Origin of the sequence: Paenibacillus sp. 1011MAR3C5, from assembly GCF_003591485.1 — a bacterium.
Lineage (GTDB): Bacteria > Bacillota > Bacilli > Paenibacillales > Paenibacillaceae > Pristimantibacillus.
Genome location: NZ_QZCF01000008.1, coordinates 31,882 through 58,538 on the forward strand (window position 1 = coordinate 31,882; position 26,657 = coordinate 58,538).

A 26,657-nucleotide genomic window follows, 5' to 3' on the forward strand; every position below is an offset into this window, starting at 1 on the left:
TGCTACAATGACTATATCGAATTTGGACACGGACCAGGAGGCTAATCGGACATGTCTCAGCATCTCTCTTATACGACAGAAGAAATCGCCCAACTGCTTAAAATTTCAAAGCTTACCGTCTATGATCTGATCAAAAAGGGGGAATTGCTCTCCTATCGGGTCGGCAAGCAAATGCGCATCGATGCATCCGACCTTGAAGCCTACAAGCAGCGCAGCAAAGCAAAGTCCGCCGGACATGAGGCATTCACAGCTCCGGCGGCTGCTCCAATCGCTTTTGAACGCACGGGCAACGCGCCTGTCCTCACCGGACAAGATATCAGCCTCGATATGCTCGCCAGCCAGATGGAGCGTCGCATGCCCGGACTGCGGCCCTTGCGCTCGCATACCGGAAGCCTCGACAGCTTGATCAGTATGTACAAGGGCGAAGCGGATATTGTCAGTACGCATCTCCTTGACGGAGACAGCGGCGAATATAATATCCCTTATATCCGCCGTTTGCTCATTGGCATGCCGTATATCGTCGTCAATCTGCTAAGCCGTCCTGCCGGCTTGTATGTGGCGAAGGGCAATCCTCATGGCTTATCTGGCTGGTCAGATCTGGGCAGCCCCGAGCTAAGTCTCGCCAATCGGGAGGTGGGATCGGGGGCGCGTGTACTGTTGGATGAGCAGCTGCGGTTGAGCGGAATTGCGCCTGGGAGCATTGCCGGTTATGACAACATCCACACCAGCCATATCTCCGTCGCCTCCAAGGTCGCATCGGGTGAAGCCGATGTCGGAGTGGGAACCGCCAGAGCCGCATCCATTGTGGAACAAGTGGATTTTATCCCGCTCACACAAGAACGATACGATCTGGTTATTCTGAAAAACGACCGCAGCAAGCCATGGCTTCACGAGCTGCTGGCCGTGTTGCGCTCAATTGAGTTCCGGCAGGAACTGCAATCCATCTCCGGTTACGATCTGTCTCTAACCGGCCAAGTGCTGTATGAGACGCCATAATCCATCCATATCTTTACACATATTGGACTCGTTCTTATAATAGAAATAGAGAAGTAACATATCGGGGTATGGCGCAGCCTGGTAGCGCGCACCCTTGGGGTGGGTGAGGTCGCTGGTTCGAATCCAGTTACTCCGATACGATAGAAACAACAAGGATTTAAACCAAGGGTTAAGATAATACCCTGGCTGAGCATATTAGACCATTCTCCTCATTGAAGTAACATTCAAGGAAAGAGTGGTCTATTTTGTTTTTTAAAGTTTGCCATTAATCTTTTATTGAAGGACTAAGCGTTATTTATCCCATCTAGACGTTCGAGCTTGTAGTTCTTAGCGTACGAGATGTTATCCTTTTCGATGGTGAGAACGACCATCATGTCAATAAAGCATGTCCAGCAAAATTGATATTCTCTAATCACAGCTTGCGGAATTTCGTCAGAGAACTCGGGTTGATAACCGGGGCCTTTGGCGTCATACTGAGGGCGCTCGACAATGTCTACGCCTGATAACTCGAAGATGGCCTATAACAGCATATACTTGAACGTATAAATCGGAGCGTTAGCGTGCCGACTGCTCTCCATGATGTCTAATTATAAGTGAAAAGAGGCACAGCCTCCCTCGAATTTCTTGAGGGTCTGTACCTCTTTCGTGAAACGGACTTTTTCAGCTGCCTCCTTAAACACTGGTGTGATTTCAACAAGTTTACTCAAAATTCATTCTTACTCTTCTTTATTAACTGCACAGTCAGAATCAATGAAATAATTGCAAGAATGACCAGAACGACTACCTGAATTACTACCGTGAAAGGTAATGAATGGTACCAGTCATCTTGTATGAGTAGCTTCACAATTTTAAATAGAATATAAAATATCGCAAAAAAGACCAAAGTATGAACGAGTTTGTCCGCTAGTTTCTGGATAGTATCGCCTCATTTCATAGATGAAGTTATTTAGCAAGATACTTATCGATACTTGGAGCTACTGTGTTTGTTGTTGCTTCCTGAATGTAATCTAATGATTCAAACTGACCTACACTTTGAACTACAAGGAATTTAAGCTTTAAAGCAGAACCAGATGAAAATCTTTTTGTTAAATCTCCGTTAAATGCCCAACTTGTTTCGTCTCCATCTAAACCAGCAAAGGTAACACAGTATAGCCTTTGTCAGCGTCATACTCGATGAATTGAATGGTATCCTCAAAGTTAATCATACTTCCAATCGAATAATCTTTAAAGTCAACTTAATTAGAATTTTCGGAACATTCTTTTATCATTTCATAAACTTTTTACTCATGGAATATTTTCCATATTTATGAACATCCTAAAGCTATTGCCGTTCGAGCAACGGTTAAATCTACATGTTCTACTTCAGGAGGAACCCATGAAAAAAATAATGATGCTCCTAACGGTGCTGCTGCTTTCCCAGACGGTGGCTCTCGCCAGCGCAGAAGAAGGAAACGCGCCTGCCGAGCAATTAGTCTCCATTGTGAACAGCAAGGGCGAAGAGATCGGCAACGCCCATTTGAAGCAGCAGGGCAGCAAAGTACTGATTCATTTGGAAGCTAAAGGCTTGACTCCAGGCGTGCACGGCATTCACTTCCATGCCGAAGGCAAGTGCGATACGCCGGACTTTAAGACGGCAGGCGACCACTTCAATCCACATCACAAGCAGCATGGCTTCAAAAACCCGAAAGGCTTCCATACCGGCGATCTGCCGAATATTAAAGTGAATGAAGACGGCACAGTCACCGCCATGCTGGACAGCGAGACGGCGACCTTATTGCCGGGCAAGCCGAATTCTCTGACCAAAGAAGGCGGCACATCGCTCATCATTCACGAAAAAGCAGACGACTACGTAACCGACCCTTCCGGCAATTCCGGCGCGCGCATCGCCTGCGGCGTTATCAAGTAACTCAAGGGAACAAGCTGTCTTCGCGCTTCCGGCGTGCAAGACGGCTTTTTTATATGTTTCGAACGCTCCGCATCGGGTTAATAACCCATAAGAGGCGATATGCAGGTTCGTATGGCCCAATGGCAATCGAAGGAGAGATGCACTATGTCCAAAAACACATCCACAAGCGGAGTTGTAGTCGGAGCATTGGTAGGAGGTGCGGTCGGAGCCATCACAGCACTGCTGTTCGCGCCGAAGACAGGCCAGCAGTTTCGCTCGGATATCGGAAATCAGCTCCAGTCGATCGGACAATGCGCCAAGGAGCTTGCAGCGAGCGTAGGCACACATACGAAAGAGATGGTAACCAGCGTAAGCGAGCAAGCAAAGGACAGCGCCCAGGCTGCTGTAGAAGGCGTTAAGGCTGATGTCAATTCGATGGCGCCCACAGAGGACGACATTGTCAAGCTAGGCAAGGAAATGGACAAGATGTCTACCAATTCCGAGGTCAAGAGCAAGGGTCGCACACCCGATCCGGCTCAATAATATACCTTATCCCCAGAAGAAGGAGCGCCTGCGAGGCGCTCCTTCTTCTGGCGTCCGCCTTCCATGTCTAACAGTCAACCCCGTTGCCACACTCCCCCCTGCTTGACGATACTATCTCCTCCAACGAACTCTTGCTGCAACAAAAAAAGCCTGCCAGCCATCTTCATGGCCCACAGGCTATTCCGTTTGTGCAAGACGCGGGTTCATTCCAGCCGACTACACTAGCCAGCCTTAATTCCCGGCCTCCTCTTCCTCCTCCGCGAGAAGCGTTTTCAACCGCTCGATCGCCCGGCGCTGAATGCGGGAGACGCTCATCTGCGAGACGCCCAGCCTCTCGGCTACATCCCGTTGCGACAAGCCGTGTGTATAGACAAGGGTTAGCACATGCTGCTCCTGCTCCTTCAGACGTCCGAATGCCTCTCGAAGGTCCATTCGACCCTCGAGCGCCTGAAAGCCGTCGGAGTCGCCTGCAATCATGTCGCCAACCGTAGCCGCGCTTTCCCCTTCGGATGACAGAGGCATGTCCAGCGATACGTATTGATACGCTTCGCGCGAAGTCATGACTTCAATCGTCTCTTCGACGCTTAGTTCCAGGCACTCCGCAATATCCTCTATCTTAGGCGATCGGCCCAACTTAACCGTCAGCTCATCGATAGCCTTCTGAAGCAGCAACCCCTTCTCTTTGATTCGCCGAGGCACTTGGATGTACCAGGACTTATCCCTGAGAAAGTTTTTCAGATGGCCGATTACACTCTTCATCGCGTACCCTTCGAACGGAATGCCCTTCTCCGAATCGAATTGCTTGAACAGTCTGAGCATGGATATCTGCCCGACCTGGAATAGATCCTCGTACAAGTCGGGTCGGCTCCTGGACAGCTTGCCTGCCGCCATGCGGACGATGGATTCATAATGAAGGAGAAGCTGCGTCGCGCTATCGTTGCACTCATGCAGACGATAGCGCTCCATGAGCATCGAAGCATTCTCCGGCGTCAAACCCGAGGATTGTTGATTCATACCATCTCCTCGTTTCTGCTCATGCGCTTAATGAGTACAACCTCCGTACCATTCTCGGAGCGTACGTGAACCTCATCCATCAGAGCCTCCATCAAAAATATGCCCAGACCGCCAACAGCGACATCGGCAATCGGCGACTGATGCAGAACGGAAGGCGCAGTGCCCTGCGCCGCCCTCACTACGTTTCCTCTTCCATCATCCTTGACCGTAATGTTTAATTCATCTTCCTCGCACAGGAAGGACAGCTCGACCAATCCGTCGTATCCTTCCTCATAGGCATGCCGAATCGCATTCGTGCACGCCTCGGTTACTGCAACCTTCATATCTTCTATAGCTTCATACGAGAACCCGGCTTTGCTCGCGATTGCGAACAAAGCAGCTCTGACAATATCCAGATAGTCGGCTTTAGCCGGAATGCGAATCATAATAGGTAACGGATTCATGCTCCACGATCCTTTCTCACACCTTCAATTATAGCTTAATTCTGCTTGAGCCGGTTCCATATCCGAATGGTAGAGGCGATGCCGTCCGCAATCGCTGCGATTGTCCCGCCCTCCGGCTTTTGAATATCCCGACTGTTTCGTTTCACCTTCGATGCGGCTCCTGTTGCGGCTTCCTTGACCGATTGCGTCACCACATGGGTCGCTTGGCCAATCTCCTTCACGCTGGAAAATAATGAATCCAGTTCCTGCATTTTTTTCTGCGCATCTACGGTTACAGCATTCGTGTTGCGGACAACCTCGCGGGCATCCTGGCTGATTTGCAATATCTCGGTTCTCAAGTCGCCCAGCGTTACCTTGGCATCTTCAATCGCTGCTCCCGCAAGCTTCAGTGTTTTGAAAGCAGCCAACAGCATAATAACCGCGGCTATAGCAACTACAACTATACTGATTTCAACAACTAGATTCATAGGATTACGGCCCCTTCCAAAGTATCCTTTCTCCCGTATTACCCTGCAGGGCAAAGGTTGAAACGAAGAAATCCGGAATCACTCCAATTTTTCCGATTGGACCTCGCATGCTATAATAAATAGAAAGAAAACCTTTTGCCCGGTGGACGGGCATTTCGATACGAGTTTTACGGGTTCTGCACAAGAAGGAGGCTGTTATGCTTACGCCACGCCATATAAGCATCCGATTCAAGATCGCGATGGGCTATATTCTCATCATTTGCTGCCTTGGCGCAGCAGTCGTTGCCGTGTCCGAACGGATCCAGTCGCTCCAGAACGAGATCGAGACGATTACATCGAGAGATATGGATGTTCATAACTTGATTACGAGCATCCGGTACAATGTCATCAGCATGGAGACTAGCCAGAGGGGCTACTTGCTGACAGGCGACGAAAATTACTTAAAGCCCTATACAGAAAGCAAAGCGGAATGGGAAGATAATTTGAACCGCCTCAGCGGCTTTTTTGACGATGACAACGAGAAGCGCAGAGACCTGGATAATATTCGGGCAACAATTGAACATTGGATCGAGGTATCCGGCGAACCGACCATTGCGCTCAAGCGGGAAAACAAAACCGAAGATATCATCGATTATTACAAAAACGATCCCGGCAAGGAGGATGTCGACCAGCTGCGCGATCATCTGGAACAACTCCGTCTTAAGCATCTGGACTCCAATCGGATATATATCGGAGAGCTGGAGAAACGGAATGAGCTGCTGACATTCAGCCTAATCGGCATTCTTATTGCTGTAGCGGTTGTGTCCTTCATTATCGTAGCTTATGTATCGAACGCCATCGTGCGTACGATACGCCAAGTATCGTCGACGATCAGCGAGATTGCCGATTCCCGAGGCGATCTGACGAAACGGATCAAGGTCAATTCGAAAGACGAGGTCAGGGATTTGGCCAACGCGACCAACATATTGTTGGAGAGCCTGGAGGCCCAATCCTGGATACAGACGCATGTCGCGGAAGTAGCTACTATGAACCACGGTGTAAACGACTTGAAGCAGCTTGCTTCTTCGTTTCTAAGCAAGGTAGCGCCTATGATTGGCGCCTCCTATGGCGTCTTTTACTATCGCAGGGGAGCAGGAGAGCAGCTTCGCCTGGACAAGCTGGCAGCGTACGCCGCCAGCGGAGACGAGAAGGCAAGGGACAGCTTCCGCTTCGGCGAAGGACTGGTCGGGCAATGCGCGCAGGACAAGCGGCCATTCCTGCTCAACCAGCCTGAGCAATACAACGCCAGCATCACAACCGGATTAACCCAGATACAGCCGAGAAGCGTACTCGTCGTTCCCGTCGAATTCGAGGATAGAATCATTGCTGTTATTGAATTTGCATCGCTGGATCCCTTCCTCGCCCAGCATCTGAAGCTGCTGGAAGTAATCGAGGATCACTTCGGTGTCGCGATCGACAATGTTGCGGGACGTATGGAGGTCGAGCGGCTGCTCGGCGAATCCCAAGCGATGACCGAAGAGTTGCAGACGCAGACAGAAGAGCTGCAAGCGCAGTCCGAGGAACTGCAAATGCAGCAGGAAGAAATGCGCATGACGACCGAGCATCTCGAGGAGCAGAACTTGTTTGCGGAACAGAAGACAAAGGAGTTGGAGCTGGCCAAGGCGGAGCTGGAGGATTATGCGGAGAAGCTAAGGCAAAGCGCGCAATACAAAACCAACTTCCTGGCGAATATGTCCCATGAGCTGCGTACGCCGCTTAACAGCATTCTCATTCTGTCCCAAATGCTGTACGAGAACGAAAGCCAGTCGCTCTCTTCCGAGGAGGAAGGTTACGCTCGCGTCATACACTCCTCAGGCAATGATCTCCTGGCATTGATCGATGATATACTCGACTTGTCCAAGATCGAAGCCGGCAAGATCGCTCTGGTGGTCGATGAAGTCAATGTCTCGGAAATTCCGGAAATGCTGAAGCTCAGCTTCGATCCGATTGCCGATAAGAAAGGGCTGTCCTTCCTGATCGAGCAGCAGCGCGAACTGCCTCCGATCATCCGGACGGATGGTCAGCGCTTGCAGCAAATTATGAAAAACCTGTTGTCCAACGCATTCAAATTTACCGAGAGCGGCACAGTGACGCTGAAGCTTCATCAAGCCGATCCATCGATCATACAAAAGCATATGCCAGATACGGATGCGGAGAGCTTCATCGCCTTCTCGATCATCGACACCGGGATCGGCATACCGAAAGATAAGCAAGACCTTATCTTCGAAGCCTTCCAGCAAGTCGACGGCAATACGAACCGCCTCTACGGCGGAACGGGACTCGGCTTATCCATATGCAGCGAATTTGCCCATCTGCTGGGCGGCTGCATCGTCGTAGACAGCGAGCTGCACAAGGGCAGCACCTTTACGCTATATTTGCCGTATCAGATTAACGAGGCGCAGTTTGAGCTTAACCAGGCATTGCTGGAGGCCGCGGCTGCCGCTCCAATCGGAACACCGACAAAACATACAGAAAGAATCGATCCTCCAGCAGACATTCCGACTGCGGAAGCGGCTCCTTCGCATCGGGTCGAGGAGCAATCGGAACACCCTGAGGGCGACTCCGCCTTCTTGAATAAGCGTGTGCTGCTCGTTGAGGACGATGCGCGCAACGTCTTCGCATTAGTTAGAGCGCTGGAGTTGAAGGGCTTGGAAGTGACAGTCGCCCGCAACGGACAGGAATGTCTCGAGATTGTCGATACCGACGCTAATTACGATCTGGTCCTAATGGATATTATGATGCCTGTCATGGATGGCTTCGAGACGACCAGAACGCTGAAGAAGCATCCGCTGATGAAAAACACGCCAATCATCGCTCTGACAGCCAAAGCGATGAAGAGCGACCAAGAGAGCTGTCTAGCAGCCGGCGCATCCGACTATATTAGCAAGCCGATCCAAATGGAGCAGTTGTTCTCGCTAATGAGGGTTTGGCTAACAAAGCAGGTGGAGCATTAACATGGTGGATGACAGCATATTGCGACATGGCGATTCCTTGCGGGAGGTCGATGAAGAGCTGTCTGATTATGGAGAGATCGAGGAGCTGGAGCTGGATTTGCTGCTGGAGGCCATCTATCGGCTGAGGGGCTTTGACTTCCGCCATTACTTGCGCTCTTCCCTGCGCAGGCGTGTTCGGCACCGGATGAACCTGGAGAAGCTCCCGACAATCTCCTCGCTGCTGGGCAAAGTATTGCATGAAGAAGGCTTCATGGAGAAGCTGCTGGAGGATTTCTCGATCAAGGTAACAGAGATGTTCCGCGATCCGGAGTTTTTCCTTGCCTTCCGCCAGAAGGTCGTGCCGCATTTGCAGGGACTAGATGAGCTTCGCATCTGGCACGCAGGATGTGCAACAGGCGAGGAAGTCTACTCCATGGCGATTCTGCTTCAGGAGGAAGGGCTGCTGGACCGCTCAATCATCTATGCCACAGATATGAGCAAGATAGCTATAGCTCAAGCCAAGCAAGGAAAGTTCCCGCTCAAGCGCATGCAGGCCTATACGCGCAATTACTTGCAGGCAGGCGGCACGCGCGAGTTTTCCGCTTATTATAAGACAGACCATGCCTATGCTTTTTTCCAGCCAGAAATTAAAGGACATATGATGTTCGCCGAGCATAATCTGGCGACAGACGGTTCCTTTAACGAATTTCATGTGATCCTGTGCCGCAATGTGCTGATTTACTTTGACCCCGAGCTTCAAAGCAGAGTACATCGTGTTCTGACGGACAGTCTGGCACCAAGCGGCTTTCTGGTACTGGGCGGCAAGGAATCCTTCCTGTCTCCGCACAAATCCAGCTTCGCCGAACATGCGCCGGAAGAGAGGATCTTCCGCAAGCTATAAGTCTCACAAGGCTGTCCGGCTTTCCCCTTGCAAGCCGGACATCACCATACGATTTCTTTACAGCAAAAAGGCGTGTCGCTTTGGTCAACCAAGCGCACGCCATTTTATATCATCATTTATAATTGCATCCTCTACATTCCATCCGCCGCAAGGCACAGAGGTTCTTGTGTTCATCCCCGGTATTTCATGAGGCGAACTTCCGTCCGCTGCTCATCGGAATTCATCTGCACTTCATCCATTAAGGCTTCCATCAGATAGATGCCCAGACCGCCTACGCGCAGCTCGCTGGGATGATTGCCCTGGATGCCGGAAGCCGACTTCCGTGCATCCGAATGCGCAAAGGGAACGCCGTAATTGACAACGCGAATGGCAAGACCCTCCGCATCGGATTCGAATGCGACGTCGATCACGCCATCACCCGCCGTGTCTCCCGTCACGCCATGCAGCACCGCATTGCTGCATGCCTCGGATACCGCTACCTTCATATCCTCAATATCCTCATAGGAGAAGCCCAGCTTGGTCGCCACACCCAAGAGACAATTCCGAACCAAATCGATATAGTCCGCATCTGCCGGTATTTGCAAGTGAACAGCTTTCATGCCCCGGCCTCTTCCTTCAAATAACCCGTCAAGCCCGTCATATCGAACAGCTTCCGTACGGTCGGCGGAATATTCCTCACAAAGAACGGCGCGTTCACATTATCCCTCGTCTTCAGAATCGAGACGATAATACCGATGCCCGTGCTGTCGATATAAACCAATCCCTCCAGATCCAGAATCATGGCGAGATCTGTGCGTCTCAAGTAAGGCTCTACTGCCGCTTGCAGCTGGGGAACGACGGCCAGATCCAGCTCTCCGCCAAGCTTTAATACAAACTGCCCGTTCGTCTCATGCTGTTCCATACGAAAAGGTTCCATTTTCATTCTTCCCATTCACTCCGCTCTATTTGACCTTATATTGATCCTACCAATTGAATCCCAATTAGACAAGCTACACTGTTGCGATATGGTAATAGCTCACATACTGCGGCTCACGCGTAGCTTCATCGAAGAATAGCTTGAGCACCGCATCATCCCGCTGGAATACGATGCCGTCCTCGGCGGTATAATCCGGCTGGCCGAACGCTTTCTTCAGAGCGGACTCTGTAATAGACAAGGTCACGCCGTCTACCTGCAACGCTTCGTCCGCCTCGATGTTGACATACTGGATGAACTCACCGTAGAAGGCGATTTCCATATCTGGATATGCATAAACCGCCAGATCGCCCCATATCTCATCCACCGACTTGCTCACCGGTTCGCCCAGCTTGGATACGACAGCTTCAGGGTTGTCATATAGACTGATCCCATTTACGCTGTCCAGATCAAGCCCGTTATCCGCTAAGGCTATGCTCTCTTCCGACGGTTGCGGCGGCTCCGAAGCAGGCTCCCCGTCATCCGTCTGCAAGTACATGGATGCTTCCTCTGCATGATTCATATGCCCGGTTGAATCATAGATGGCAGGCATCATTACCAGAGGCACTCCTGCAACATGCTTCATCGTCATCTGTGCATCAGCCGGCTGCTCTGACGACTGCATTCCCATTGCGACAACACTTACTATAATAAAGACATACAGAATGATCGCTCTCATAATGAACTCCCTCCCGCTATGGATGCTCATGCTTCACTTAGCCTTCAAGGTTCCTATGATCATGTATAAACCATTCTGTGTCATTTGAAACATGAGGTCGGCGCTACTTTAGCGTAATTTGCAATAAGCAAATATCATCGCGCTGCCTGTTGCTGCCGTCCTCGCATTGCATCAGGGCCTCTACGATCTCGCCCGGCTCCGCACCGGGACTGTTGCGAATGCCCTCCGCAATGCGGGTGACAAGCGCATCGTCTTCATCCGAGCCCATCGCTTCCAGCAGTCCATCCGTGTACAGCGCAATGACCGTACCCGGCTTATAAGAAACCATGCCTTTGCTCACGCGGATATGCTCGAACAATCCGATAGCCGGACCGCTGGGATTAAGCATCGCCAGAGAATCATCCGTTACGACAAGCCCCGGCGGATGACCTGCATTGACGTATTCAACCGTATGATTGGCGGTATCAATCACGACGAATACAGCCGTGAAGTAATAATTCATCAGCTCATCAGAGCGATAGAGCTGCCCCATATACCGATTCAGCTCCAGAATCACTTCCTCCGGGTCGGTAATACGAAACATCATATCCTTTAGAACGGAGGAGATGAACATGCATACGAGGGATGACGAAATGCCATGGCCCATCATATCCAGCAGAATGACGGCATACCGGTCCCGATCGATACGGAACCACGCATAGTAGTCGCCCGCCAATTCGAAGGAAGGCCGATAATCGGCCAAGATGCTGATCTGCTCGTTCTGAATAGGCGAGCTAAGCACGCTCCGCTGAACTTGCTTAGCCAGCTCCAGCTCATAGCGAATACGCTTGTCCCGCTCCTTATGCCAATCCTTCTCATATTTCAACCGGAGCGCGGAACGTATACGCGCCATCAACTCCAGCTTATTGATTGGCTTCATGACATAATCGGTTGCGCCGGCATCCAGCGCCTCTGCCAGCTTAAGGGAATCACCGACCGCAGTCACGAATATGATTGGCACATCGCGGTAGCGGTCATCCGCTTGAATTCTTCTGCAAGCCTCAAGCCCGTCAATCTCCGGCATCATCATATCCAGCAGGATAAGGTCTACCGGCTCCTCGGCGCGGCATTCCGATTCCAGATGCAGCATACCGAATAATTGCCGGGCAGATGAAGCGATTCGCAGATCGGAATATCCTTCTTTGGTCAGTATCGTTCTTATAATCATCTGGTTCGTCACATTGTCGTCTACGATTATAATACTCAAGTGGATTGTCCTCCTATTACAAGTTGCTAGAGGTATATAGCAATAGCCTACCCTTGCGGGCAGGCTATTTCAACCTATTTGTAAGGAGGCTGATTGTGCATCGGATAAGCGTAAGGGTAGAAGTAGACTTCACGGTCGAAGTCATCGTCGTAATACTCCCTTCCGCCCCAGGCGATGACGACGATCGCATCCCGGTCCATCGCGGCCTCAAGCCTCTCGGCTTCCTCCTTCGCGACGCCCAGCGACCTCATCTTGGCTCTCAGCTCATCACCCGTTGATCGGAAAATATTCGCAATCGATGTCCCAAGACCCTGCTCCGCTACTCCGATTTCTTCGGCATCTGTCCGCTCTGCCAGACGCTTCGTTCTTGTCTTGTCATGTGTCAGAACAAAGATACGATCCTCCGCATAGCCTTCATGGCGGAATTGTCTCACTTGCTCCTGCACTTCATCGCGTGTCATGACCGTCCGTACTTTGGTTTGCTCTGTATTTGCCGTTTTCATGATAAATCCCTCCTGAATGATATGGTTGATGGTACTGCGTTAGCGTACTGCCTTGGATATCATTAGGCTTTTCTTCTGCCCAGAATCAGGGAAGCCAAGAACAAGACTACAAAGATAACGAATAGAACCTTGGCTATTCCCGCCATAGCGGAAGCTATGCCCATGAATCCGAAGATTCCAGCTACCAGAGCGAAAATGAAAAACATTAATGCCCATCCCAGCATAGGAATCACCGCCTTTCTGATTGCTGGCGATTGTGCTCGCCGGCTTGCTTGTTCTTAACCCGATCAGTCCAGCTTGAAACAAGCGGCATGCGCATCATTTTGGGCAACCCCTATCCGATTCAACCGCCCGATCTCTGGGTAAGGAGAGCTATACCTTTTATAAAGGAGTGTAGTGTTATGAATACGAATATTCCGCAGCGCAACGTGGAAATCGAAGAACGGCATGTTCAGAAGAAGTCGGATTCAAGCCAGGTTCTGTCTACCCTTATCAGATATACCGCATACATCGTAATCGTCTTTGGCGTCCTGTACTTCCTCGTCCGGTATGTATTCCCCATGTTCTAAGAGGATTCGGCAGGAACCGCTTGAAGAGTTCAAACTCCTCAAGCGGTTTTTTGTGTTCTTTCCCCGTTGCCGACAGCCAGGCATGAAGAAAACCTCCCGTTCTCAGGGAGGTCTCTATGGCGGTCTCTATGGCGGTCTCATCTATGGTTATTCCGTCACCGTATCGTCGGCGTCGCCTGGCACGATTGGCTCTGTTGCAAGCGGATCATCCGTTACAATCGGTGCGTTATTATTCAGGTTGTTGTTGTTGGATGTTCCGTTCGTGTCGCTGTTGCAGGCTGCGGCTGTGAATATCATAATGGCGCACATCGTAGCCGTCAGCAACACCTTTGTCATTCTTTGCTTATTTGCGAGTTTGTTCATTGCTATCTTCCTCCTGATTGATCGTTTTTGGGTATGGAGCTCTGCGTCTCCTATCCCTACTTAACCCAACCTTCTCAGGATGAATCAGCTCTTCTCATGAGAAAAAACTCAGAAACCAGCAAGTCTACCGCGCATCCAACAGAAACTCATCGATGCCGGAGGCAATCATCCCGGCCCCCCGCTCCACATTGGCCAGTACATGCGCATAAACGCCTGGCTGCAGATAGGCCGAAGACAGCATAACAACACCCGGATCGCTTCCCATGACAAAATATTTGAACGGCTTGCCGTCCATGATCGTCATCCACACGCCATAGCCATAGGAAGTATGCTCATTCGAAGCCGCATGCGGATGCAGCATCCGTGCCGTTGACTCCTCAGACAGCAGCCGGAAGTTCAGCAGCGCATCCCAAAACCGGTCCAAATCGCGAACGGTTGTATAAGCGCCGCCATCCGGCCCTCCTGTGATCGGGATGGAGAACTGGTTTGTACGCCAATCGGTATCCGTTCCGATATAGCCGAGCGCTGTCCGTTCCGGCAGCCGGTCCATCGCGAAGTAGCCGGAATCGTCCATCCTGCAGCTGCGGAAGATATGCTCCTCGACATAGGAGGTGAAGCTCTGTCCGCTCACTTTCTCCACAATCAGACCAAGCAGAATGAAGCCTGAGTTGCAATAAGAGAAGCGCTCTCCCGGAGCGAACTTCATCTCCTGCTTATCGAACAGCGGCAGAAAGTCCGACGGAGACTTTACGCGGTACGTTGGAATGGCGCTCCATAACTCCTCATAATGACTCATGGTCTCCTCATCAAAGTAATCCGGCACCCCCGATGTATGGGTGAGCAAGTGATGGACGCTCACACGGGAATCAAATGCTGGAAAAGGATGCTCCACAACCTCCTTCAGCAAGGTATCGTACCCCAGCTTTCCCTGCTCGACAAGCTGAGCAATCGCCACAGCGGTGAAGATTTTGCACCCGGATGCGATACCAAAGCGCGTATTGGCGCTATTGTGGATACCTTCACTGCGATTGGCATAACCGCAACTCTTCTCGAACTGTTCGCCGTTCGCGGTCACTCGTATCGACCCGGAGAACGACATAGCAGCCTTATCATTAAAGTCCTGTACTAGTGCTTCAATTCGATTGGCTAATGACATGTGTTTCCCTCCTTATTCAAAAGCTTTCTATCAAAACGTTTGCAGTTGTCTCATTCCGAATACGTCAAGCCATACTCCTGCAACAAAGCGATCAAGGCAGCTCTGGCATCACCCTGGAACAATCCGCCGTGATAGCAGATCAGCTGGCGAATCGGGTACGTCAGCATGCGTTCGACGGAGCTTAAGGCCGCTTCCATATCCATCGTATATTGCGGATTGGCAATGCCAAGCCTGCCGTCCGCTTCAATCACCACTGCATCTCCTGCGATCATCGTGCCGCTCTCCCTGACAAATAACGATGTATGCCCCGGCATATGCCCTGGCGTATGGACAACCTCCGTCCCCCTGCACCACGGCAACAATGTCCCATCTGCTACCGTGCGGTGCACCAGAGCTGGCTCGATTTGATTCAGGAAGGCGATGAAACCTTCCGCCTGAGGCCTTGCCTCCTCCGCCATGCCCTCCAGAGAAGCTTCAGCCTGGATTAGCCTGAGCGACTTGCGCTTGCCCGCCACATAGAGCGCCTCCAGCTCATAGGTGACCGTCTCCGCCTGCGAGTATGCGCGCTGTAATTCGGCAAGCGCTCCGATATGGTCCATATCGTGATGAGTCACAAACACATGCGTCAAATGCTGGAGCGACAGGCCCTGCAAGCCAGCTGCTTCCTCCAGCAGCGGCACAAAGCCTGGATAACCGCAGTCGACTAGCACCATATGGCGGTCATCCCGCAGAATGACGGGCGTAATGGTCTGCCGTGGTCCGCCATGTTCAACAGTAATCGGCAAGCTGTACACCTGATTCATTCCGTTCACATCCTATTCTATAGCTTCGGGGGAATACGATGGCGTGTCGCCTGTTCGAAACCGTAAGCCAGCTTGATTAATGTCGGTTCGCTAAAGGCCGGACCGGAGAATATTACGCCGAACGGCCCTTTCGTGGAATCGCCATCCTCATCGATGATTCCATTCGCCGAATACCCCGCCGGAACGCAGATTAGCGGATAACCCATTCTAGCCGCCATATATTTGCCGTCCGCATCGCCCGGCAGAAGAAGCGCGTCCAGCCGCTCCTGCTTCATCAGATACTCAATACCTTCACGGCGTGCCCTCTTTTTGTACGAGGTCTGCTCCCTCTCCACCTGTTCCTCCGTCAGCTCGGTGGCCTCCGATTGCTCCAGCGTGTCCTGACCATAAGCCAGCGTCAGCTCGGCATGGTCCCGATGGTAAGCTATTAATTCCGTTAAGGAATGTACCGGAGATGATTCATCCAAGCGCGCCAAATAAGCGTTGATGCCTTGCTTGAACTCGTAACCTACGACGCCTTGGTTCCAATTGCTGTATTCCACCGGCAAAGGAATATCGTCGACGATCGTCGCCCCTTCGCGCCTCAGCGCCGCAATGGCATCTTCCATAATCGCGAGACGCTCTTCGTCCAGATGCTTGTAGTAGGGACGCGGGATCCCGATCCTCGCTTGCGCCACATACGCTGCGTCGAGGAATGCCGTGTAATCCAGGCAAGCCGCTTCTCTCCCGGCCTCCGTCAGCGAATCCTGCTCATCCCATCCTACGATAGCTCCCAGCAGGATAGCCGCATCCTCGACTGTTCGGGCAAGCGGACCCGGCGTATCCTGATAGAAGGAGATCGGTATAATACCCGATCTGCTAGCAAGCCCCACTGTGGGCTTGATGCCTACCAGCGCATGCTGAGCGGCCGGCCCTACAATGGAGCCTGCCGTCTCTGTTCCGATTGCAGCTGCCGCGAGGCTTGCGGCGACGGCCGCCGCCGAGCCGGAGCTGGAGCCGCTGACGAACACCTCGCCCGGACCGTAGGGGTTGAGAACCTGCCCGCCCCGCGAGCTGTATCCCGCCGGCATGCGGCTGGACATGAAGTTCGACCATTCCGTCATATTGGTTTTCCCCAGCAGCACAGCACCCGCCTTCCGCAGCCTGGCTGCGATGAAGGCGTCCTCCGCCACCTTGTTATTCGCTAATACAGCGGAGCCGGCGCTTGTATGCATGCGGTCTCCCGTGTCGATATTATCCTTCACCAGAATCGGAATACCGTGCAGCTCGCCCCTGCTCCCTCTCTCCTTCCGCTCCGCATCAAGAGACCGGGCAATGTCTATTGCATCCGGGTTCAGCTCCAAAACAGCATGAATAAGGGGATTGATTTCCCGTATCCGATCTATGTAAGCCAGAGTCAGCTCCTCCGAGCTGATTCGACCCGACTCCATCGCCGATTGCAGGCTCCTGATATCCGCTTCTATCATCCATTCTTTCAATGGCGCGATCATCCATCTCACTCCTGTCACTTCCGAAATCCATAGATTAAACCTACCATATCCCCCCATGCGACAGGTACGGAAAGATCAGTTATATTCAATTGGTAACGTGACTCAGCCGCTTGGTTAGGGCTGTATCCGATCGATATATCGAGGCTGTCCCGCAAACCGCTTATCTGCGACAAGCTCTCCTTCCCCATTGAAGGCACGGATCGTCCAGTTCTCTTCCGTATAATCCTCCAGCACTAATAATGCATATCGGCCCGCGACTTCCTTCCACTTATAATGCTCCGAATTGGCCTTCACATCATCAAGCGTCATCGTATAGGGCTCGTTATAGGCCAAGTCCTTCAGATGATTGCCCGCCGAAAGATAGCGAATCTGCGAATCGCCTGACAGCTGAATACCGACCAAGAACCATATTTCATCACCCCCGCTGCCGTATCCAGCCACTTCGAATGGCTGCCCGTCTTGAGCGGCGATGCGGCTTGCTTCGCCGCCATGGCGGTACAACAACCCCCATAGCGTATGTAGCCTGCCCACGCCGAAAGTACCGTGGAATGAATCCTCATAAAGCACGGCCTTGCCGTACGGCATGTCCTCGGACAGAATAACCCGGTAATCCTGATGAAAACCCGCCGATATCGCCGCCGACATCGTGAAGCGGTAACCTGCGAACCATCCGTAGGCCACAACCAGGACCGCTATGATTCCGATACTCCAATACCATTTCTTCTTCATAGCCTCACTCCCCCTTCTACTCTCTCTTTATCCTGCTGCGCTAGCACCGTGTCTATAAAAGTTCGATGGGCACGGGATATCCATTTGTTCTTGTGATAGCAGACTTGTCCGTAGAATGTCAGTTCGTCATCAGTCCGAAGTACCGCCATATCCTTGCTCCGCAGCAGCCCCTCCACGCTCATATGCGGCATAAGACTAATACCCAAGCCGCTGACGATGCACTGCTTCATCGCTTCCATGCTTGTGAATTCCATATGGCTGCTAAGGGCCCAAGCCTTGCCCTCCATATACGACTCGAAGGCTCGGCGGAGCGAGCAGTTTTTTTCGCTGAAGATGATGCACTCGTCCATAAGCTCCACGATTGAACGTGTAGCCAGATGGATTCCGCCGACGAAGACAAGAGGCGTTTCCAGGAATGGGATCGCTATAAGCTGAGGGTCTTCCACGATCGGCTCCAGTGTAATAGCAACATCCAACTCCCCGGTGTGAAGCATCTCCCGCAGCGGCATGCAGTTGTCATTAATGAGAGACAGAGTAACATCCGGATAATGTCTCTTGAACTGTGACAGGACAGGACCTAGCTTATAGACCGTCATCGTTTCGGACGCGCCGACGCGCAGCTCGCCCCGAACCGTATGGTTGTCCTCAGAGATATGCTTGATTTTTGCATAAGCCGTAAGCAGCTCCATGACATAAGGATACAGCTCCTTCCCCGCTACCGTTAGCGCAATCCGCTTCCCTAATCGGTCAAATAAGGGATAGCCGATCTCCCCTTCCAGTTGCTGAATATGGGAGGTGATGGTGGCCTGGGAATACTGCAACGCTTGGGCCGCTTTCGTAAAGCTTCCGAGATCTGCTGCCGATTTGAACGTCTGAAACTGCCGAATGTCCATCCTTATAGCCCCTTATTATCAGAAATACTGAACATATACTTATAATATTTCAATTTTACTAATACCCGTTTCTATTCTATCATGAATTCAACCAATCCAAACCAGATAGGAGCGAGAAGCATGAGCCGAATTTGCCTGCTGCTGCCGAACGGCTTTGAAGCTGTAGAAGCTAGCGTGTTCACCGATGTATTAGGATGGAATCGGGAAGAAGGGGACGGATCGACCGAAGTTGTGACAGTCGGAACTCGTAAGAGGCTGGCCTGTACGTGGAACTTTACCGTGCTTCCGGAAAAACTGCTGGTTGACGTGAACGTCGATGAATGCGATGCGCTGGCCTTGCCTGGGGGATTCGAAACGGCTGGATTTTACGAAGATGCTTTCCGTGAGGATGTGCTGGCCTTTATTAGAGAATTTGATCGCCAAGGCAAGTGGATCTCGTCTATCTGCGTAGCTGCGCTTATGATCGGCAAAAGCGGGGTGCTGGAGGGCAGGCGAGCCACGACGTATAACCTGAACAATCGCAAACGCCAGCTCATGCTGAAGGAGATGGGAGCACTGGTTGTTCCAGATGAGCGCATTGTCGTTGACCGCAATATCATTACGTCCTTCAACCCCTCTACCGCTTTCGACGTCGCATTTATGCTGCTGGAGAAGCTGACAAATGCCGACAACGCCAATGAGGTCAGAGGTTTAATGGGGTTTGCTTAAGAAGAACAATCCATATCTGATACATTTCCTATGCAACATCTTCGCCTCTTCCAACGTACTATCCATAAGACTAGCAACCGAAGGGAGCGGATAGGAGATGGAATTGTACTTTAACGACCGATTCTTCAGTACGGGCCAGACGGACATTATGGATAAAGGAGGATTGCCGGCTGGCATGCTGGATCTGGAGAGTATGCTGACCTCTTCCATTTCTGTCTACGCACAGGGCTCCAGTCTGCGTTGTACCGGCAAATTCCGATTTATTGGCAACACATGGGAGGTATCGGATGCTGCTGGAGAAGAGCTTGGCACGCTGCGGGCCAAGTTCTCCTTATTCAGCAAGCGATACGAATACGATACGGGCTACCGCGGCATCTATATGATTGAATCTCCGGCCTTCTCACAGGATTATGCTATATTAGACCGGAGCGAGACGACCGTTGCTACGTTCCAGAAGGTAAGCGGCTGGCTCCAACCCGGTGCATTCCGTCTGCAAAACCATGCAAGCGAGCTTGATAGCTATGAGCTGATTGCCGTCATTATGGGCGTGCACAGTATTCAGAAGCGCAACAACAATAACCATGCGGCTCATACGTGATTCGATTGAACAGTCCATCCCTTTGCCCTGCCGGCAAGGGATATTGTTATTTTATTCTTTGCTGCCTGCGGCATATGACCGGAGCTCCGACAATCCCTGCATTAATCGGCGTGCGCCTTCCCTCAATTGCTCATCATTAAGATGACCATAGCCCAATATAATGCGGTGCTCATGCCTGCCCTTCACTAGCGTATGATATTCTACCGGATAGACCCTCACGCCATCGTCTAGCAGACTCGCTAGTCGTTCTTCCGTAAACTTGATGCCCCGGAACGAAACCACAAAGTGTAATCCCGTTGACTGTCCCGTTATGTCCACCTCTTCCCCAAAAGCTTCCTTCAGACAGCGCAGCAGCACATCTCTGCGGCTCCGGTACAGCTTCTTCATCTTGGCAATGTGGCGCTCTAGCCCTCCGCTCTCGATGTAACGCGCCAGGACAAGCTGATCCAGGGAAGAGGTATGCAGGTCCGAAAACCACTTCAAGCTCCGGCACGCCTCCACTAGATGACAGGGCAGCACCAGATAGCCCAGCCGAAGAGCTGGCGATAATATTTTGCTGAATGAGCCGATATACAGCACGCGCTCCGGCTCCAGTCCCTGCAGCGAGCTGATCGGAGGCCCCTTATGCCGCTATGTTCAGCAGAAACAACTCAGGGTCATAGAAGTAAAGCAGCCCGAAGCTTCAGGAGCATGGCCTCGTCCAGTTCAAAATCGTAGGCAGGCCGTAATGCGGCCATTAACCGCTCCGCGACATGCAGCGCTTGAGCATATGCGTCTCGCAGCTCCGCTTGATTCAGCCTGGCCGTTAGCAGCGCGTATTCCCTATACGCTTCCGCACTCAGATCCTTCTCCAGATTTTTTGTGCTATTGAGCCATCGCTCTACATTCCGTTCCCTGATTCTTAATAGCTGCAGAAGGAATTTCTGTACCTGGGATAAGACCTCATGGGATCTTGCCAATTCTCCCCGCCTCATCACATTCAACCCCATTAGCCACGCATTCACAAAGTTATTGAACGCATAATTCACATTTTCGGCGGTCAATCGATCGGGTCCCCCGCCGCCCAGATAGTCCAGGCATAGCCTCAGCTTTCCAGTACGATCGTAGATAAACATGGCTTCCGGGTCCGGAAATACCCCCGTTGGCTTGAACGTCTTGATCACTTCCAGTTTGGCTTCAGGCAAGAAATGAAACTCGCCCCGAATCAAATTGGAAAAAATGACAACCTCCGTGTCATAATCATTGCGAAACATCAAGTCATAAGAAGCGACTTCCGCTACCCATTGCCTGGATTGGAACTCGTCAAACTGATGATCTGCAATAAAAATATAAAACTCAACATCAGAATAGGGATCCCCTTCACCTTTCGTAAAGGAACCGTACATCATGCATGAAGACACCTTCTGATCTTGTTCACAATGTTGTTTGACCCTTTGAATGATTTGCTTCTGTGGCAACATATTACACCCACTCCTTCATCTATAATTACGAAATAGATTCAGAGTGCTTGTCGGTCACCGCACAACAGCAACAGCACATCGTCATGCCCCTTTCCAAGGGAAGAACAATCATCATGGCATTATAAGTCTTGCGACAGACGTACCATATCCATGACTTGTATCCCGTTCTCGAATATTTCCTCCTCATAATGTCGGATGAAGAAGTCCCTGTCAACACCTGTTATTCTGAACCCGCACTTCTGATAGAGCGCAAGCTGGGTTACGCCCGAATTGCCGGTTCCAATCTCGATCGTTTTATAACCCGACATCCGGGCCTGTTCAATCGCATGGTTCACCAATTGCTTGCCGAATCCTTGCCCGTGACAGCTTTCATCTACCGCCACATTCACAAGCTCGACCGTCTCCGGCCTTGTCGGCAGCAGGACGTAGACACCGATGACGCCATTCTCCGACTCACCCACAAAGCATTGTCCTCTGCTCAAATATTGCTCAACCAGCTTCCGGGAAGGGTCGGCTAGTAAAAGCAAATCCATCGGCGGCTGTTCTTCTGCTCGAAGCATTCGTATATTCATCTGCATTTCTCCTTATATATTCAATCCGACTGCACGGGCATGCCAGCGATGTGCAACGGAAGCCGCGTCAAAGTGGCACCTTGAAAATAGTGCAATAGTGGGTCTCTTGCCAACCATTTTAACATGATAAATTGAGGACATACAGAGCGAAGGAGTGTGCCAAACAATGACCAAGCCGGAAGTACAAGCTGCCACTGCCCTAAAATCGATTTCCCGCAACGAGACAATCAAGTCCTATATCCGCCAGTCCAACGAGTTATATCCCCTTCTGCGGAAAGCAGCTCTCCGATTCGTTACCGGCGATACGCGTGAAGAAGCGCTGAAAGCAGCCGAATGGATCAAGATGAAAGGATATCATGTGGCGGTTGAGTGCATCGGGGAAAACACTTCAATAGAACAGGAGTGCCTGAAGGCGACTGAAGAGTTTAAATCCTTAATTGAGGCCTTTGGCCAACATGCCCTCAAAGAGACGGTGTCGCTCGATCTGTCCCATATCGGGTTATCCGTCAGCAGCGATCTGGCATACGCCAACCTGACCGAGCTTGCCGAAATTGCTCAGTGCTCCGGCGTCTCCATCATGACCGGGATGGAGGAATCCTCCAAAACGGATGCCATTCTGCAAATCTATAAAAAAGCATCAGAGCGCTTCCCCTCGGTTGGCGTGACGCTGCAGGCCCATCTGCATCGCTCTCCAGCCGATCTTCAGGAGCTGCTTCACTATCCCGGCAAGATCAGACTTGTGAAGGGAGCCTACGGAGAACCAGCCGAGCTGGCCTTGCCACGGTCGCCAGAGCTTAACCTCCGCTACTTGGAGATGGCGGCCGCCCTCTTGGAGAACGAGCATCCTGTCTCACTAGCCACTCATGATGAGTCGCTGCTGCAGGAATGGACACTTCGATACGGGCAGTTGCCGTCACATGCCGAGTTCGAGATGCTCTACGGCATTCGCCCGGAACGATTAAGCGAGCTTCGGGCCGAAGGCAGCCGCTGCAAGGTCTACCTGCCTTACGGTGAAGAATGGTATCTCTATGTATGCCATCGCATCGCGGAGCATCCCGAAAATTTGTATCGGGCGCTTGTGGATATCATTGGGCCTTCAACAAGCAGTCGAATGAATAGTTACAACTGACACAAAGAAACGAAAGAAGGAGAACCGGTAATCCGATTCTCCCCCAACCTTAATTCCGCGTTCATATTCAGCTATTTCTCAGGCTGCTCTTGCGTACGTTCCAGTTGGGCCTCATTTAAAATGGGGACAAACTCGACATCCTCGCCGCCGCTCTTAGAATACCCGCGCCCCGAAGAAGTCTTTCCGCCCCAGTAGTCAGGTATCCAGCCCGTATACATCATCGATCGCTGCTGTGTGCTGAACATGGAGCCGATGAGATCGTTGACCGCCCTGGACTGCTTCTGGTCCGCCTCCATGAGTTGGGCCCACTCCTCCGGGAACGGAATGGCCCCGTAATTTTGCTCATTCAGCACAACAGGCAGTTCCATCTGGATTCGCGGCACATAGAAGAAATCATTATAATGCCCGTACGCATTTCGGTCGCGCAGCAGATAGAAGGTAAGCCTCTCCATCTTGTCTCTGGGGTTAATATGATAGACGAACACGCGCTTGCGAGGGTCCTTATCATCAAGCTTCCAGATATGCGGCATGCCATTGTCGTCCACTCTGGTCAGTCTCCATTCATGTTTCTCCCACTCCCAGAAGCTCATGCCATGCTCCCCATACTCCGAAACAAACGGCACAAAGGCATGCCTGCTGTCCAACAGATCAACGGCAACCAATTGCTCAACTTCCCCTTGATTATACATTCCATTGATGGCGTTCACCATAATCTGCTCGTCGGGTAGCGCTCCTGGCTTGCCATCCGATTGGCTATACCCGATGACAGCAGCGGCTATCAATGCAAGTGCGGCAACTATGAGCACTTTAATCTTCACGAGCTGTCACCTCCACATTCACAAGAGGCTCTTCACTGCGGAAATAGTAGTGGCGCTCCGGCGTCTGAATCAGCAGCCCCTTGCCGTCAGACTCTACAAATACAGCGGACTCGTAGCCGCTGCCCCAGCTTGGCTTTGCTCCAAGCAAAGCATAAGGAAACTTCTCGTTCGCATGCATTGTTTCTCCCGTCGGCCTGGACTCGTAATACCAGGTTAACGTATCGTAGGACTCCTCAAGCTTCAGATCAGGAATCCGCTTCTCGAATGTCTCTTTATCCCAACCAATCTGCTGCGCAGATGGATGAATTCCAATCACTTGAATGTGCTGTATATCTGACAAATAAGTCACGGGATCAGTCTTGTCATATACCGTCTGATGCAGCCAGCTTCCAAGAAGAGTCGCCGCTACAAGAATAAAGCTTGAGAAGAAACCGATCCATGCGAACTTCCGGTAGGTATTCCACGAACTGTTCCTCATAAACAGGAATACGAGCAGCACGCCGATCGGCAAGATCGAAAGCTTGACGGTTGTAGAGAATAGGGTGACATTGATCGAAACCGACAGGATGCCCACTAGTGTGACGAGGATCATTTTCCATACAACAGGCTTTTCCCGAAGCTTTTGATAATTGCGGATCATCCAGTAAATGACGATCCCCCAGCCCAGGATACTAGCGATAACCAAAATAATATTTTGAGGGAATTCCAATTGCAAGGCCATAAATATTGCCACGCCCCCTTTCAAAAATTTGTTTGCCCCTAATTGCTCTGCTGCTAACCATCGCTCTGCATCCCATGAACCTTTTCACTCTAACATACCTGTTTTGGTAATGTAACCCTTTTCACTTATAAAAAAGCACCCCGACAACTTGCGTCAGAGTGCCTTCTAAATTTAATATCAGGATGCGCTCGCCTTCAAATCCGGCTTGATCGTTCGATTCTCGCCAAGCCGGTAGAACCAGATGGAAATGATCGATACAACCGCAACCGCAATGAACAAGCTTTGCCCGCCATAGCCCTGCAGCAGCATGCCGCCCAGCCACGGACCGAGGAAGTGGCCCAGATTCGTGAACGTTTGGGCGCCAAAGTAGGTGCCCCGCATCTTGTCCGGCGCCAGCCGATCAATAATGATCGCTCCGGCAGGGAACGTCAGAATCTCGCCCCAGGTAAAAATAATCATGGATACAATCAGCATCCACCAGCTATCGCTGAACGCAAAGCCGATATGTCCGATCGCATAGCTGATGCTGCCTATCGTAATCGCCGTCATCGGCGACCTCTTCTCCGCCCACTTGGAGAACGGAAGCTGGAAGGCAATGACGACCACGGCGTTAATGCTCATCATCCAGGCGAACAACGTAACCCCGCTTGCGAACTGCCCGTCCACAAATTGAGATAGGGTTGACGTCATTTGCGAATAAGAGATCGCGCTAATAACGCCCCCGATAATGAAATACCGGAATGCCCGGTCTCTTCGAATGACGCTCCAGGATTGGCCGATCGTAACCGGTTCCTTCTTCTCTCCCTCGATTCGGCGAATGCCGAATTTATTCAGGAGCACATGCAGCAGAATGCCGTAGCATACATAGATGCATCCGGTAATGATCCACGGCAAGCGGCCGCTCATCGCCGCGAACAGCGTGCCGAGCAGCGGGCCTACCGATACGCCGATATTAATGGCCATATAGCGAAGGGAAAAGACGTGATACCGTTTCTCCTTCTCCGTTAGATCGGCCATCAACGCCTGAGAGACAGGTTCATAGAAGGAGCGGCATAACCCGTTAACAGCATTAAGCAAAGCGAATATGATCGGAACACCTGTAAAGGCAAAGCCCAAAAAGACGAAGCCCCACATGTAGATCGCCGTCAGCATAATGATTCTGCGGCCGAACCGGTCGGACAGATATCCGCCGAAGAAGCCGCCAAGCATGCCCGCAAGCGAGCCGATGCCAATCGTAACGCCGATCATGGTCGGACTCATATCGGTCGCGGCCAGTAAGTAGATGGCGAGGAACGGCAAGCTCATGGAGCTGGCGATTCTGGCAAAGATGGTGCCGGCCAGCAGCACCTGGACAATGGGATGGTACTGGGTAACCGTCCCGAAGAAACGATGAAACATCGAATCCCTTCTTTCTCTTGCTGCAACGATACGATCCATGGGATGCGATGTTTTAGTTTACCGCCGCCTGCGCAGGCTATCGGGTCAGCAAATTTTTATAGAGTTTAATAATGCTTTGATGCAAGCCTTCGTGATAAAGTGCCATACTTAGAAATTGTTCCGGCGAATCCAGCGTAATGCCTGTCGAGGTCGTATAAGGTGTTATCTTCTCCTGCAAACGATCCTTCAGCGCCGCCTGAATACGGGCGTTCTGCTCGCCAAGCAGCCGCTCCAGCTCAGGCAGAGAGGGCACAGCAGCGGAGCTTACGCTCGTCAAGGGTGACGTGCCGTATTCAAATCGTTCCTTGAAGCCATCCGGCAGCTGTTGCGGAAGCCCTATATTATGAAAGGCGAATCGCTCCAGCACCACATAGACATGTCCTAAATTCCAGCGAATTGAATTGCGGAAGCCATCGGGAATAAGGTCCGCCATCTCCTCGGACACCCCGCTAGCCGCCTTCAATGTGCCATTTCGAACAAAAGCCAACTGCCTAAACAGATAATGCTCCATACGTACCGCTCCCAACGTCTTTAATGGTATTTAAAAAGAACCTTTTCATGAAAAAGGTTCCTTCTACTCGGCTATAGCTCTTGCATCCGCATTATTCAC

General features: G+C 51.4%; 31 protein-coding genes and 1 tRNA gene. 10 read left to right on the forward strand and 22 right to left on the reverse strand.

Going from position 1 to position 26,657, the window contains the following annotated elements; genetic code table 11:
• Positions 1-51 precede the first annotated feature (51 nt).
• The 4 genes from D3P07_RS21205 (at position 52) to D3P07_RS21220 (ending at position 3,424) form a co-directional block, all read left to right on the forward strand.
• The gene (locus D3P07_RS21205; protein WP_119802269.1) at positions 52-996 is read left to right on the forward strand and encodes a helix-turn-helix transcriptional regulator; all 945 of its coding nucleotides are present in this window, start codon (positions 52-54) and stop codon (positions 994-996) included.
• Between the two features lie 62 nt (positions 997-1,058).
• Positions 1,059-1,132, forward strand: a tRNA-Pro gene (locus D3P07_RS21210).
• Between the two features lie 1,239 nt (positions 1,133-2,371).
• Complete coding sequence (locus D3P07_RS21215; RefSeq protein WP_119802270.1) at positions 2,372-2,902, forward strand: superoxide dismutase family protein; 531 nt, start codon at positions 2,372-2,374, stop codon at positions 2,900-2,902.
• A 144-nt stretch (positions 2,903-3,046) separates the two neighbouring features.
• A complete protein-coding gene (locus D3P07_RS21220) occupies positions 3,047-3,424 on the forward strand; it encodes a YtxH domain-containing protein (protein ID WP_182914445.1) in 378 nt (125 codons plus the stop codon).
• A 231-nt stretch (positions 3,425-3,655) separates the two neighbouring features.
• On the opposite strand, the gene D3P07_RS21225 is transcribed toward D3P07_RS21220, so the two are convergent.
• The 3 genes from D3P07_RS21225 to D3P07_RS21235 are packed head-to-tail and all read right to left on the reverse strand — an operon-like array spanning position 3,656 to position 5,348.
• Positions 3,656-4,438, reverse strand: coding sequence for a sigma-70 family RNA polymerase sigma factor (locus tag D3P07_RS21225; RefSeq protein ID WP_119802272.1), 783 nt, complete (start codon positions 4,436-4,438; stop codon positions 3,656-3,658).
• Positions 4,435-4,881 carry an anti-sigma B factor RsbW gene (gene rsbW, locus D3P07_RS21230; protein ID WP_119802273.1) on the reverse strand — a complete coding sequence of 149 codons (447 nt, stop codon included), beginning with the start codon at positions 4,879-4,881 and terminating at the stop codon, positions 4,435-4,437. The genes D3P07_RS21225 and rsbW overlap by 4 nt, the downstream gene beginning before the upstream one ends.
• 35 nt (positions 4,882-4,916) lie before the next feature.
• Positions 4,917-5,348: a DUF948 domain-containing protein gene (locus D3P07_RS21235; protein ID WP_119802274.1), complete on the reverse strand. Its 432-nt coding sequence runs from the start codon at positions 5,346-5,348 to the stop codon at positions 4,917-4,919.
• A 197-nt stretch (positions 5,349-5,545) separates the two neighbouring features.
• Here D3P07_RS21235 and D3P07_RS21240 point away from each other — a divergent pair, with 197 nt between their 5' ends.
• Entirely contained in the window at positions 5,546-8,341 is a 2,796-nt protein-coding gene (locus tag D3P07_RS21240; protein ID WP_119802275.1) for a response regulator, read from the forward strand.
• A 1-nt stretch (position 8,342) separates the two neighbouring features.
• Entirely contained in the window at positions 8,343-9,221 is an 879-nt protein-coding gene (locus D3P07_RS21245; RefSeq protein WP_119802276.1) for a CheR family methyltransferase, read from the forward strand.
• Between the two features lie 170 nt (positions 9,222-9,391).
• Here D3P07_RS21245 and D3P07_RS21250 read toward each other — a convergent pair whose 3' ends face one another.
• From D3P07_RS21250 to D3P07_RS21275, 6 genes are all read right to left on the reverse strand, one after another.
• Positions 9,392-9,820 carry an ATP-binding protein gene (locus D3P07_RS21250; protein WP_119802277.1) on the reverse strand — a complete coding sequence of 143 codons (429 nt, stop codon included), beginning with the start codon at positions 9,818-9,820 and terminating at the stop codon, positions 9,392-9,394.
• Positions 9,817-10,137, reverse strand: coding sequence for an STAS domain-containing protein (locus D3P07_RS21255; protein WP_259391633.1), 321 nt, complete (start codon positions 10,135-10,137; stop codon positions 9,817-9,819). Before D3P07_RS21255 ends, D3P07_RS21250 begins: the two co-directional genes overlap by 4 nt.
• A 73-nt stretch (positions 10,138-10,210) precedes the next feature.
• On the reverse strand, positions 10,211-10,852 hold the full coding sequence (locus D3P07_RS21260) for a hypothetical protein (protein ID WP_119802279.1): 642 nt from the start codon (positions 10,850-10,852) through the stop codon (positions 10,211-10,213).
• Between the two features lie 103 nt (positions 10,853-10,955).
• Entirely contained in the window at positions 10,956-12,098 is a 1,143-nt protein-coding gene (locus D3P07_RS21265) for a SpoIIE family protein phosphatase (RefSeq protein WP_119802280.1), read from the reverse strand.
• 74 nt (positions 12,099-12,172) lie between these two features.
• On the reverse strand, positions 12,173-12,601 hold the full coding sequence (locus D3P07_RS21270; protein WP_119802281.1) for a YflT domain-containing protein: 429 nt from the start codon (positions 12,599-12,601) through the stop codon (positions 12,173-12,175).
• Positions 12,602-12,663: 62 nt separating this feature from the next.
• A complete protein-coding gene (locus D3P07_RS21275) occupies positions 12,664-12,825 on the reverse strand; it encodes a DUF1328 domain-containing protein (RefSeq protein ID WP_119802282.1) in 162 nt (53 codons plus the stop codon).
• Positions 12,826-13,002: 177 nt separating this feature from the next.
• Between D3P07_RS21275 and D3P07_RS27195 the strand changes: the two genes are divergently transcribed.
• A complete protein-coding gene (locus D3P07_RS27195) occupies positions 13,003-13,170 on the forward strand; it encodes a hypothetical protein (protein ID WP_182914446.1) in 168 nt (55 codons plus the stop codon).
• Between the two features lie 147 nt (positions 13,171-13,317).
• Here D3P07_RS27195 and D3P07_RS21280 read toward each other — a convergent pair whose 3' ends face one another.
• The 6 genes from D3P07_RS21280 to D3P07_RS21305 all read right to left on the reverse strand — a co-directional run bounded on the left by D3P07_RS21280 (position 13,318) and on the right by D3P07_RS21305 (position 18,604).
• Positions 13,318-13,533, reverse strand: a complete 216-nt coding sequence (locus D3P07_RS21280; protein ID WP_119802283.1) for a hypothetical protein — start codon at positions 13,531-13,533, stop codon at positions 13,318-13,320.
• A 124-nt stretch (positions 13,534-13,657) separates the two neighbouring features.
• Complete coding sequence (locus D3P07_RS21285) at positions 13,658-14,689, reverse strand: serine hydrolase domain-containing protein (protein ID WP_119802284.1); 1,032 nt, start codon at positions 14,687-14,689, stop codon at positions 13,658-13,660.
• Positions 14,690-14,739: 50 nt separating this feature from the next.
• Positions 14,740-15,492 carry an MBL fold metallo-hydrolase gene (locus D3P07_RS21290; RefSeq protein ID WP_119802285.1) on the reverse strand — a complete coding sequence of 251 codons (753 nt, stop codon included), beginning with the start codon at positions 15,490-15,492 and terminating at the stop codon, positions 14,740-14,742.
• A 17-nt stretch (positions 15,493-15,509) separates the two neighbouring features.
• Complete coding sequence (locus tag D3P07_RS21295; protein WP_119802286.1) at positions 15,510-16,982, reverse strand: amidase family protein; 1,473 nt, start codon at positions 16,980-16,982, stop codon at positions 15,510-15,512.
• A gap of 114 nt (positions 16,983-17,096) precedes the next feature.
• Positions 17,097-17,711 carry a hypothetical protein gene (locus D3P07_RS21300; protein ID WP_119802287.1) on the reverse strand — a complete coding sequence of 205 codons (615 nt, stop codon included), beginning with the start codon at positions 17,709-17,711 and terminating at the stop codon, positions 17,097-17,099.
• Positions 17,708-18,604 (reverse strand): LysR family transcriptional regulator, encoded by an 897-nt coding sequence (locus D3P07_RS21305; RefSeq protein ID WP_119802288.1) that lies wholly within the window; start codon positions 18,602-18,604, stop codon positions 17,708-17,710. Before D3P07_RS21305 ends, D3P07_RS21300 begins: the two co-directional genes overlap by 4 nt.
• A 120-nt stretch (positions 18,605-18,724) precedes the next feature.
• On the opposite strand from D3P07_RS21305, the gene D3P07_RS21310 reads away from it, so the two are divergent.
• On the forward strand, positions 18,725-19,312 hold the full coding sequence (locus D3P07_RS21310; protein ID WP_119802289.1) for a DJ-1/PfpI family protein: 588 nt from the start codon (positions 18,725-18,727) through the stop codon (positions 19,310-19,312).
• Between the two features lie 97 nt (positions 19,313-19,409).
• The gene (locus tag D3P07_RS21315; protein ID WP_119802290.1) at positions 19,410-19,910 is read left to right on the forward strand and encodes an LURP-one-related/scramblase family protein; all 501 of its coding nucleotides are present in this window, start codon (positions 19,410-19,412) and stop codon (positions 19,908-19,910) included.
• Positions 19,911-19,961: 51 nt separating this feature from the next.
• On the opposite strand, the gene D3P07_RS21320 is transcribed toward D3P07_RS21315, so the two are convergent.
• From D3P07_RS21320 to D3P07_RS21330, 3 genes are all read right to left on the reverse strand, one after another.
• Complete coding sequence (locus D3P07_RS21320; RefSeq protein ID WP_483870200.1) at positions 19,962-20,489, reverse strand: aminotransferase class I/II-fold pyridoxal phosphate-dependent enzyme; 528 nt, start codon at positions 20,487-20,489, stop codon at positions 19,962-19,964.
• 77 nt (positions 20,490-20,566) lie between these two features.
• Entirely contained in the window at positions 20,567-21,370 is an 804-nt protein-coding gene (locus D3P07_RS21325) for a nucleotidyltransferase (RefSeq protein ID WP_119802292.1), read from the reverse strand.
• Positions 21,371-21,489: 119 nt separating this feature from the next.
• The gene (locus tag D3P07_RS21330; protein WP_119802293.1) at positions 21,490-21,942 is read right to left on the reverse strand and encodes a GNAT family N-acetyltransferase; all 453 of its coding nucleotides are present in this window, start codon (positions 21,940-21,942) and stop codon (positions 21,490-21,492) included.
• A 166-nt stretch (positions 21,943-22,108) separates the two neighbouring features.
• Between D3P07_RS21330 and D3P07_RS21335 the strand changes: the two genes are divergently transcribed.
• Complete coding sequence (locus tag D3P07_RS21335) at positions 22,109-23,071, forward strand: proline dehydrogenase family protein (RefSeq protein WP_119802294.1); 963 nt, start codon at positions 22,109-22,111, stop codon at positions 23,069-23,071.
• 71 nt (positions 23,072-23,142) lie between these two features.
• Here D3P07_RS21335 and D3P07_RS21340 read toward each other — a convergent pair whose 3' ends face one another.
• The 4 genes from D3P07_RS21340 to D3P07_RS21355 form a co-directional block, all read right to left on the reverse strand.
• Entirely contained in the window at positions 23,143-23,889 is a 747-nt protein-coding gene (locus D3P07_RS21340; protein WP_119802295.1) for a hypothetical protein, read from the reverse strand.
• Positions 23,879-24,610, reverse strand: a complete 732-nt coding sequence (locus D3P07_RS21345) for a hypothetical protein (RefSeq protein ID WP_119802296.1) — start codon at positions 24,608-24,610, stop codon at positions 23,879-23,881. Before D3P07_RS21345 ends, D3P07_RS21340 begins: the two co-directional genes overlap by 11 nt.
• A gap of 177 nt (positions 24,611-24,787) precedes the next feature.
• Positions 24,788-26,008, reverse strand: coding sequence for an MDR family MFS transporter (locus D3P07_RS21350; RefSeq protein WP_119802297.1), 1,221 nt, complete (start codon positions 26,006-26,008; stop codon positions 24,788-24,790).
• A 76-nt stretch (positions 26,009-26,084) separates the two neighbouring features.
• Positions 26,085-26,558 (reverse strand): DinB family protein, encoded by a 474-nt coding sequence (locus D3P07_RS21355; protein ID WP_119802298.1) that lies wholly within the window; start codon positions 26,556-26,558, stop codon positions 26,085-26,087.
• Positions 26,559-26,657 lie beyond the last annotated feature (99 nt).

What these genes read in the sequence shown, in the direction of transcription:
- D3P07_RS21280 (WP_119802283.1), bottom strand. Translation starts at nt 13,533, where the DNA reads ATGAACAAACTCGCAAATAAGCAAAGAATGACAAAGGTGTTGCTGACG.
- D3P07_RS21355 (WP_119802298.1), bottom strand. Translation starts at nt 26,558, where the DNA reads ATGGAGCATTATCTGTTTAGGCAGTTGGCTTTTGTTCGAAATGGCACA.
- D3P07_RS27195 (WP_182914446.1), top strand. Translation starts at nt 13,003, where the DNA reads ATGAATACGAATATTCCGCAGCGCAACGTGGAAATCGAAGAACGGCAT.
- D3P07_RS21240 (WP_119802275.1), top strand. Translation starts at nt 5,546, where the DNA reads ATGCTTACGCCACGCCATATAAGCATCCGATTCAAGATCGCGATGGGC.
- D3P07_RS21335 (WP_119802294.1), top strand. Translation starts at nt 22,109, where the DNA reads ATGACCAAGCCGGAAGTACAAGCTGCCACTGCCCTAAAATCGATTTCC.
- D3P07_RS21285 (WP_119802284.1), bottom strand. Translation starts at nt 14,689, where the DNA reads ATGTCATTAGCCAATCGAATTGAAGCACTAGTACAGGACTTTAATGAT.
- D3P07_RS21290 (WP_119802285.1), bottom strand. Translation starts at nt 15,492, where the DNA reads ATGAATCAGGTGTACAGCTTGCCGATTACTGTTGAACATGGCGGACCA.
- D3P07_RS21205 (WP_119802269.1), top strand. Translation starts at nt 52, where the DNA reads ATGTCTCAGCATCTCTCTTATACGACAGAAGAAATCGCCCAACTGCTT.
- D3P07_RS21270 (WP_119802281.1), bottom strand. Translation starts at nt 12,601, where the DNA reads ATGAAAACGGCAAATACAGAGCAAACCAAAGTACGGACGGTCATGACA.
- D3P07_RS21215 (WP_119802270.1), top strand. Translation starts at nt 2,372, where the DNA reads ATGAAAAAAATAATGATGCTCCTAACGGTGCTGCTGCTTTCCCAGACG.
- D3P07_RS21260 (WP_119802279.1), bottom strand. Translation starts at nt 10,852, where the DNA reads ATGAGAGCGATCATTCTGTATGTCTTTATTATAGTAAGTGTTGTCGCA.
- D3P07_RS21220 (WP_182914445.1), top strand. Translation starts at nt 3,047, where the DNA reads ATGTCCAAAAACACATCCACAAGCGGAGTTGTAGTCGGAGCATTGGTA.
- D3P07_RS21225 (WP_119802272.1), bottom strand. Translation starts at nt 4,438, where the DNA reads ATGAATCAACAATCCTCGGGTTTGACGCCGGAGAATGCTTCGATGCTC.
- D3P07_RS21245 (WP_119802276.1), top strand. Translation starts at nt 8,343, where the DNA reads ATGGTGGATGACAGCATATTGCGACATGGCGATTCCTTGCGGGAGGTC.
- D3P07_RS21345 (WP_119802296.1), bottom strand. Translation starts at nt 24,610, where the DNA reads ATGGCCTTGCAATTGGAATTCCCTCAAAATATTATTTTGGTTATCGCT.
- rsbW (WP_119802273.1), bottom strand. Translation starts at nt 4,881, where the DNA reads ATGAATCCGTTACCTATTATGATTCGCATTCCGGCTAAAGCCGACTAT.
- D3P07_RS21295 (WP_119802286.1), bottom strand. Translation starts at nt 16,982, where the DNA reads ATGATCGCGCCATTGAAAGAATGGATGATAGAAGCGGATATCAGGAGC.
- D3P07_RS21310 (WP_119802289.1), top strand. Translation starts at nt 18,725, where the DNA reads ATGAGCCGAATTTGCCTGCTGCTGCCGAACGGCTTTGAAGCTGTAGAA.
- D3P07_RS21330 (WP_119802293.1), bottom strand. Translation starts at nt 21,942, where the DNA reads ATGAATATACGAATGCTTCGAGCAGAAGAACAGCCGCCGATGGATTTG.
- D3P07_RS21275 (WP_119802282.1), bottom strand. Translation starts at nt 12,825, where the DNA reads ATGCTGGGATGGGCATTAATGTTTTTCATTTTCGCTCTGGTAGCTGGA.
- D3P07_RS21305 (WP_119802288.1), bottom strand. Translation starts at nt 18,604, where the DNA reads ATGGACATTCGGCAGTTTCAGACGTTCAAATCGGCAGCAGATCTCGGA.
- D3P07_RS21235 (WP_119802274.1), bottom strand. Translation starts at nt 5,348, where the DNA reads ATGAATCTAGTTGTTGAAATCAGTATAGTTGTAGTTGCTATAGCCGCG.
- D3P07_RS21350 (WP_119802297.1), bottom strand. Translation starts at nt 26,008, where the DNA reads ATGTTTCATCGTTTCTTCGGGACGGTTACCCAGTACCATCCCATTGTC.
- D3P07_RS21315 (WP_119802290.1), top strand. Translation starts at nt 19,410, where the DNA reads ATGGAATTGTACTTTAACGACCGATTCTTCAGTACGGGCCAGACGGAC.
- D3P07_RS21300 (WP_119802287.1), bottom strand. Translation starts at nt 17,711, where the DNA reads ATGAAGAAGAAATGGTATTGGAGTATCGGAATCATAGCGGTCCTGGTT.
- D3P07_RS21250 (WP_119802277.1), bottom strand. Translation starts at nt 9,820, where the DNA reads ATGAAAGCTGTTCACTTGCAAATACCGGCAGATGCGGACTATATCGAT.
- D3P07_RS21325 (WP_119802292.1), bottom strand. Translation starts at nt 21,370, where the DNA reads ATGTTGCCACAGAAGCAAATCATTCAAAGGGTCAAACAACATTGTGAA.
- D3P07_RS21255 (WP_259391633.1), bottom strand. Translation starts at nt 10,137, where the DNA reads ATGGAACCTTTTCGTATGGAACAGCATGAGACGAACGGGCAGTTTGTA.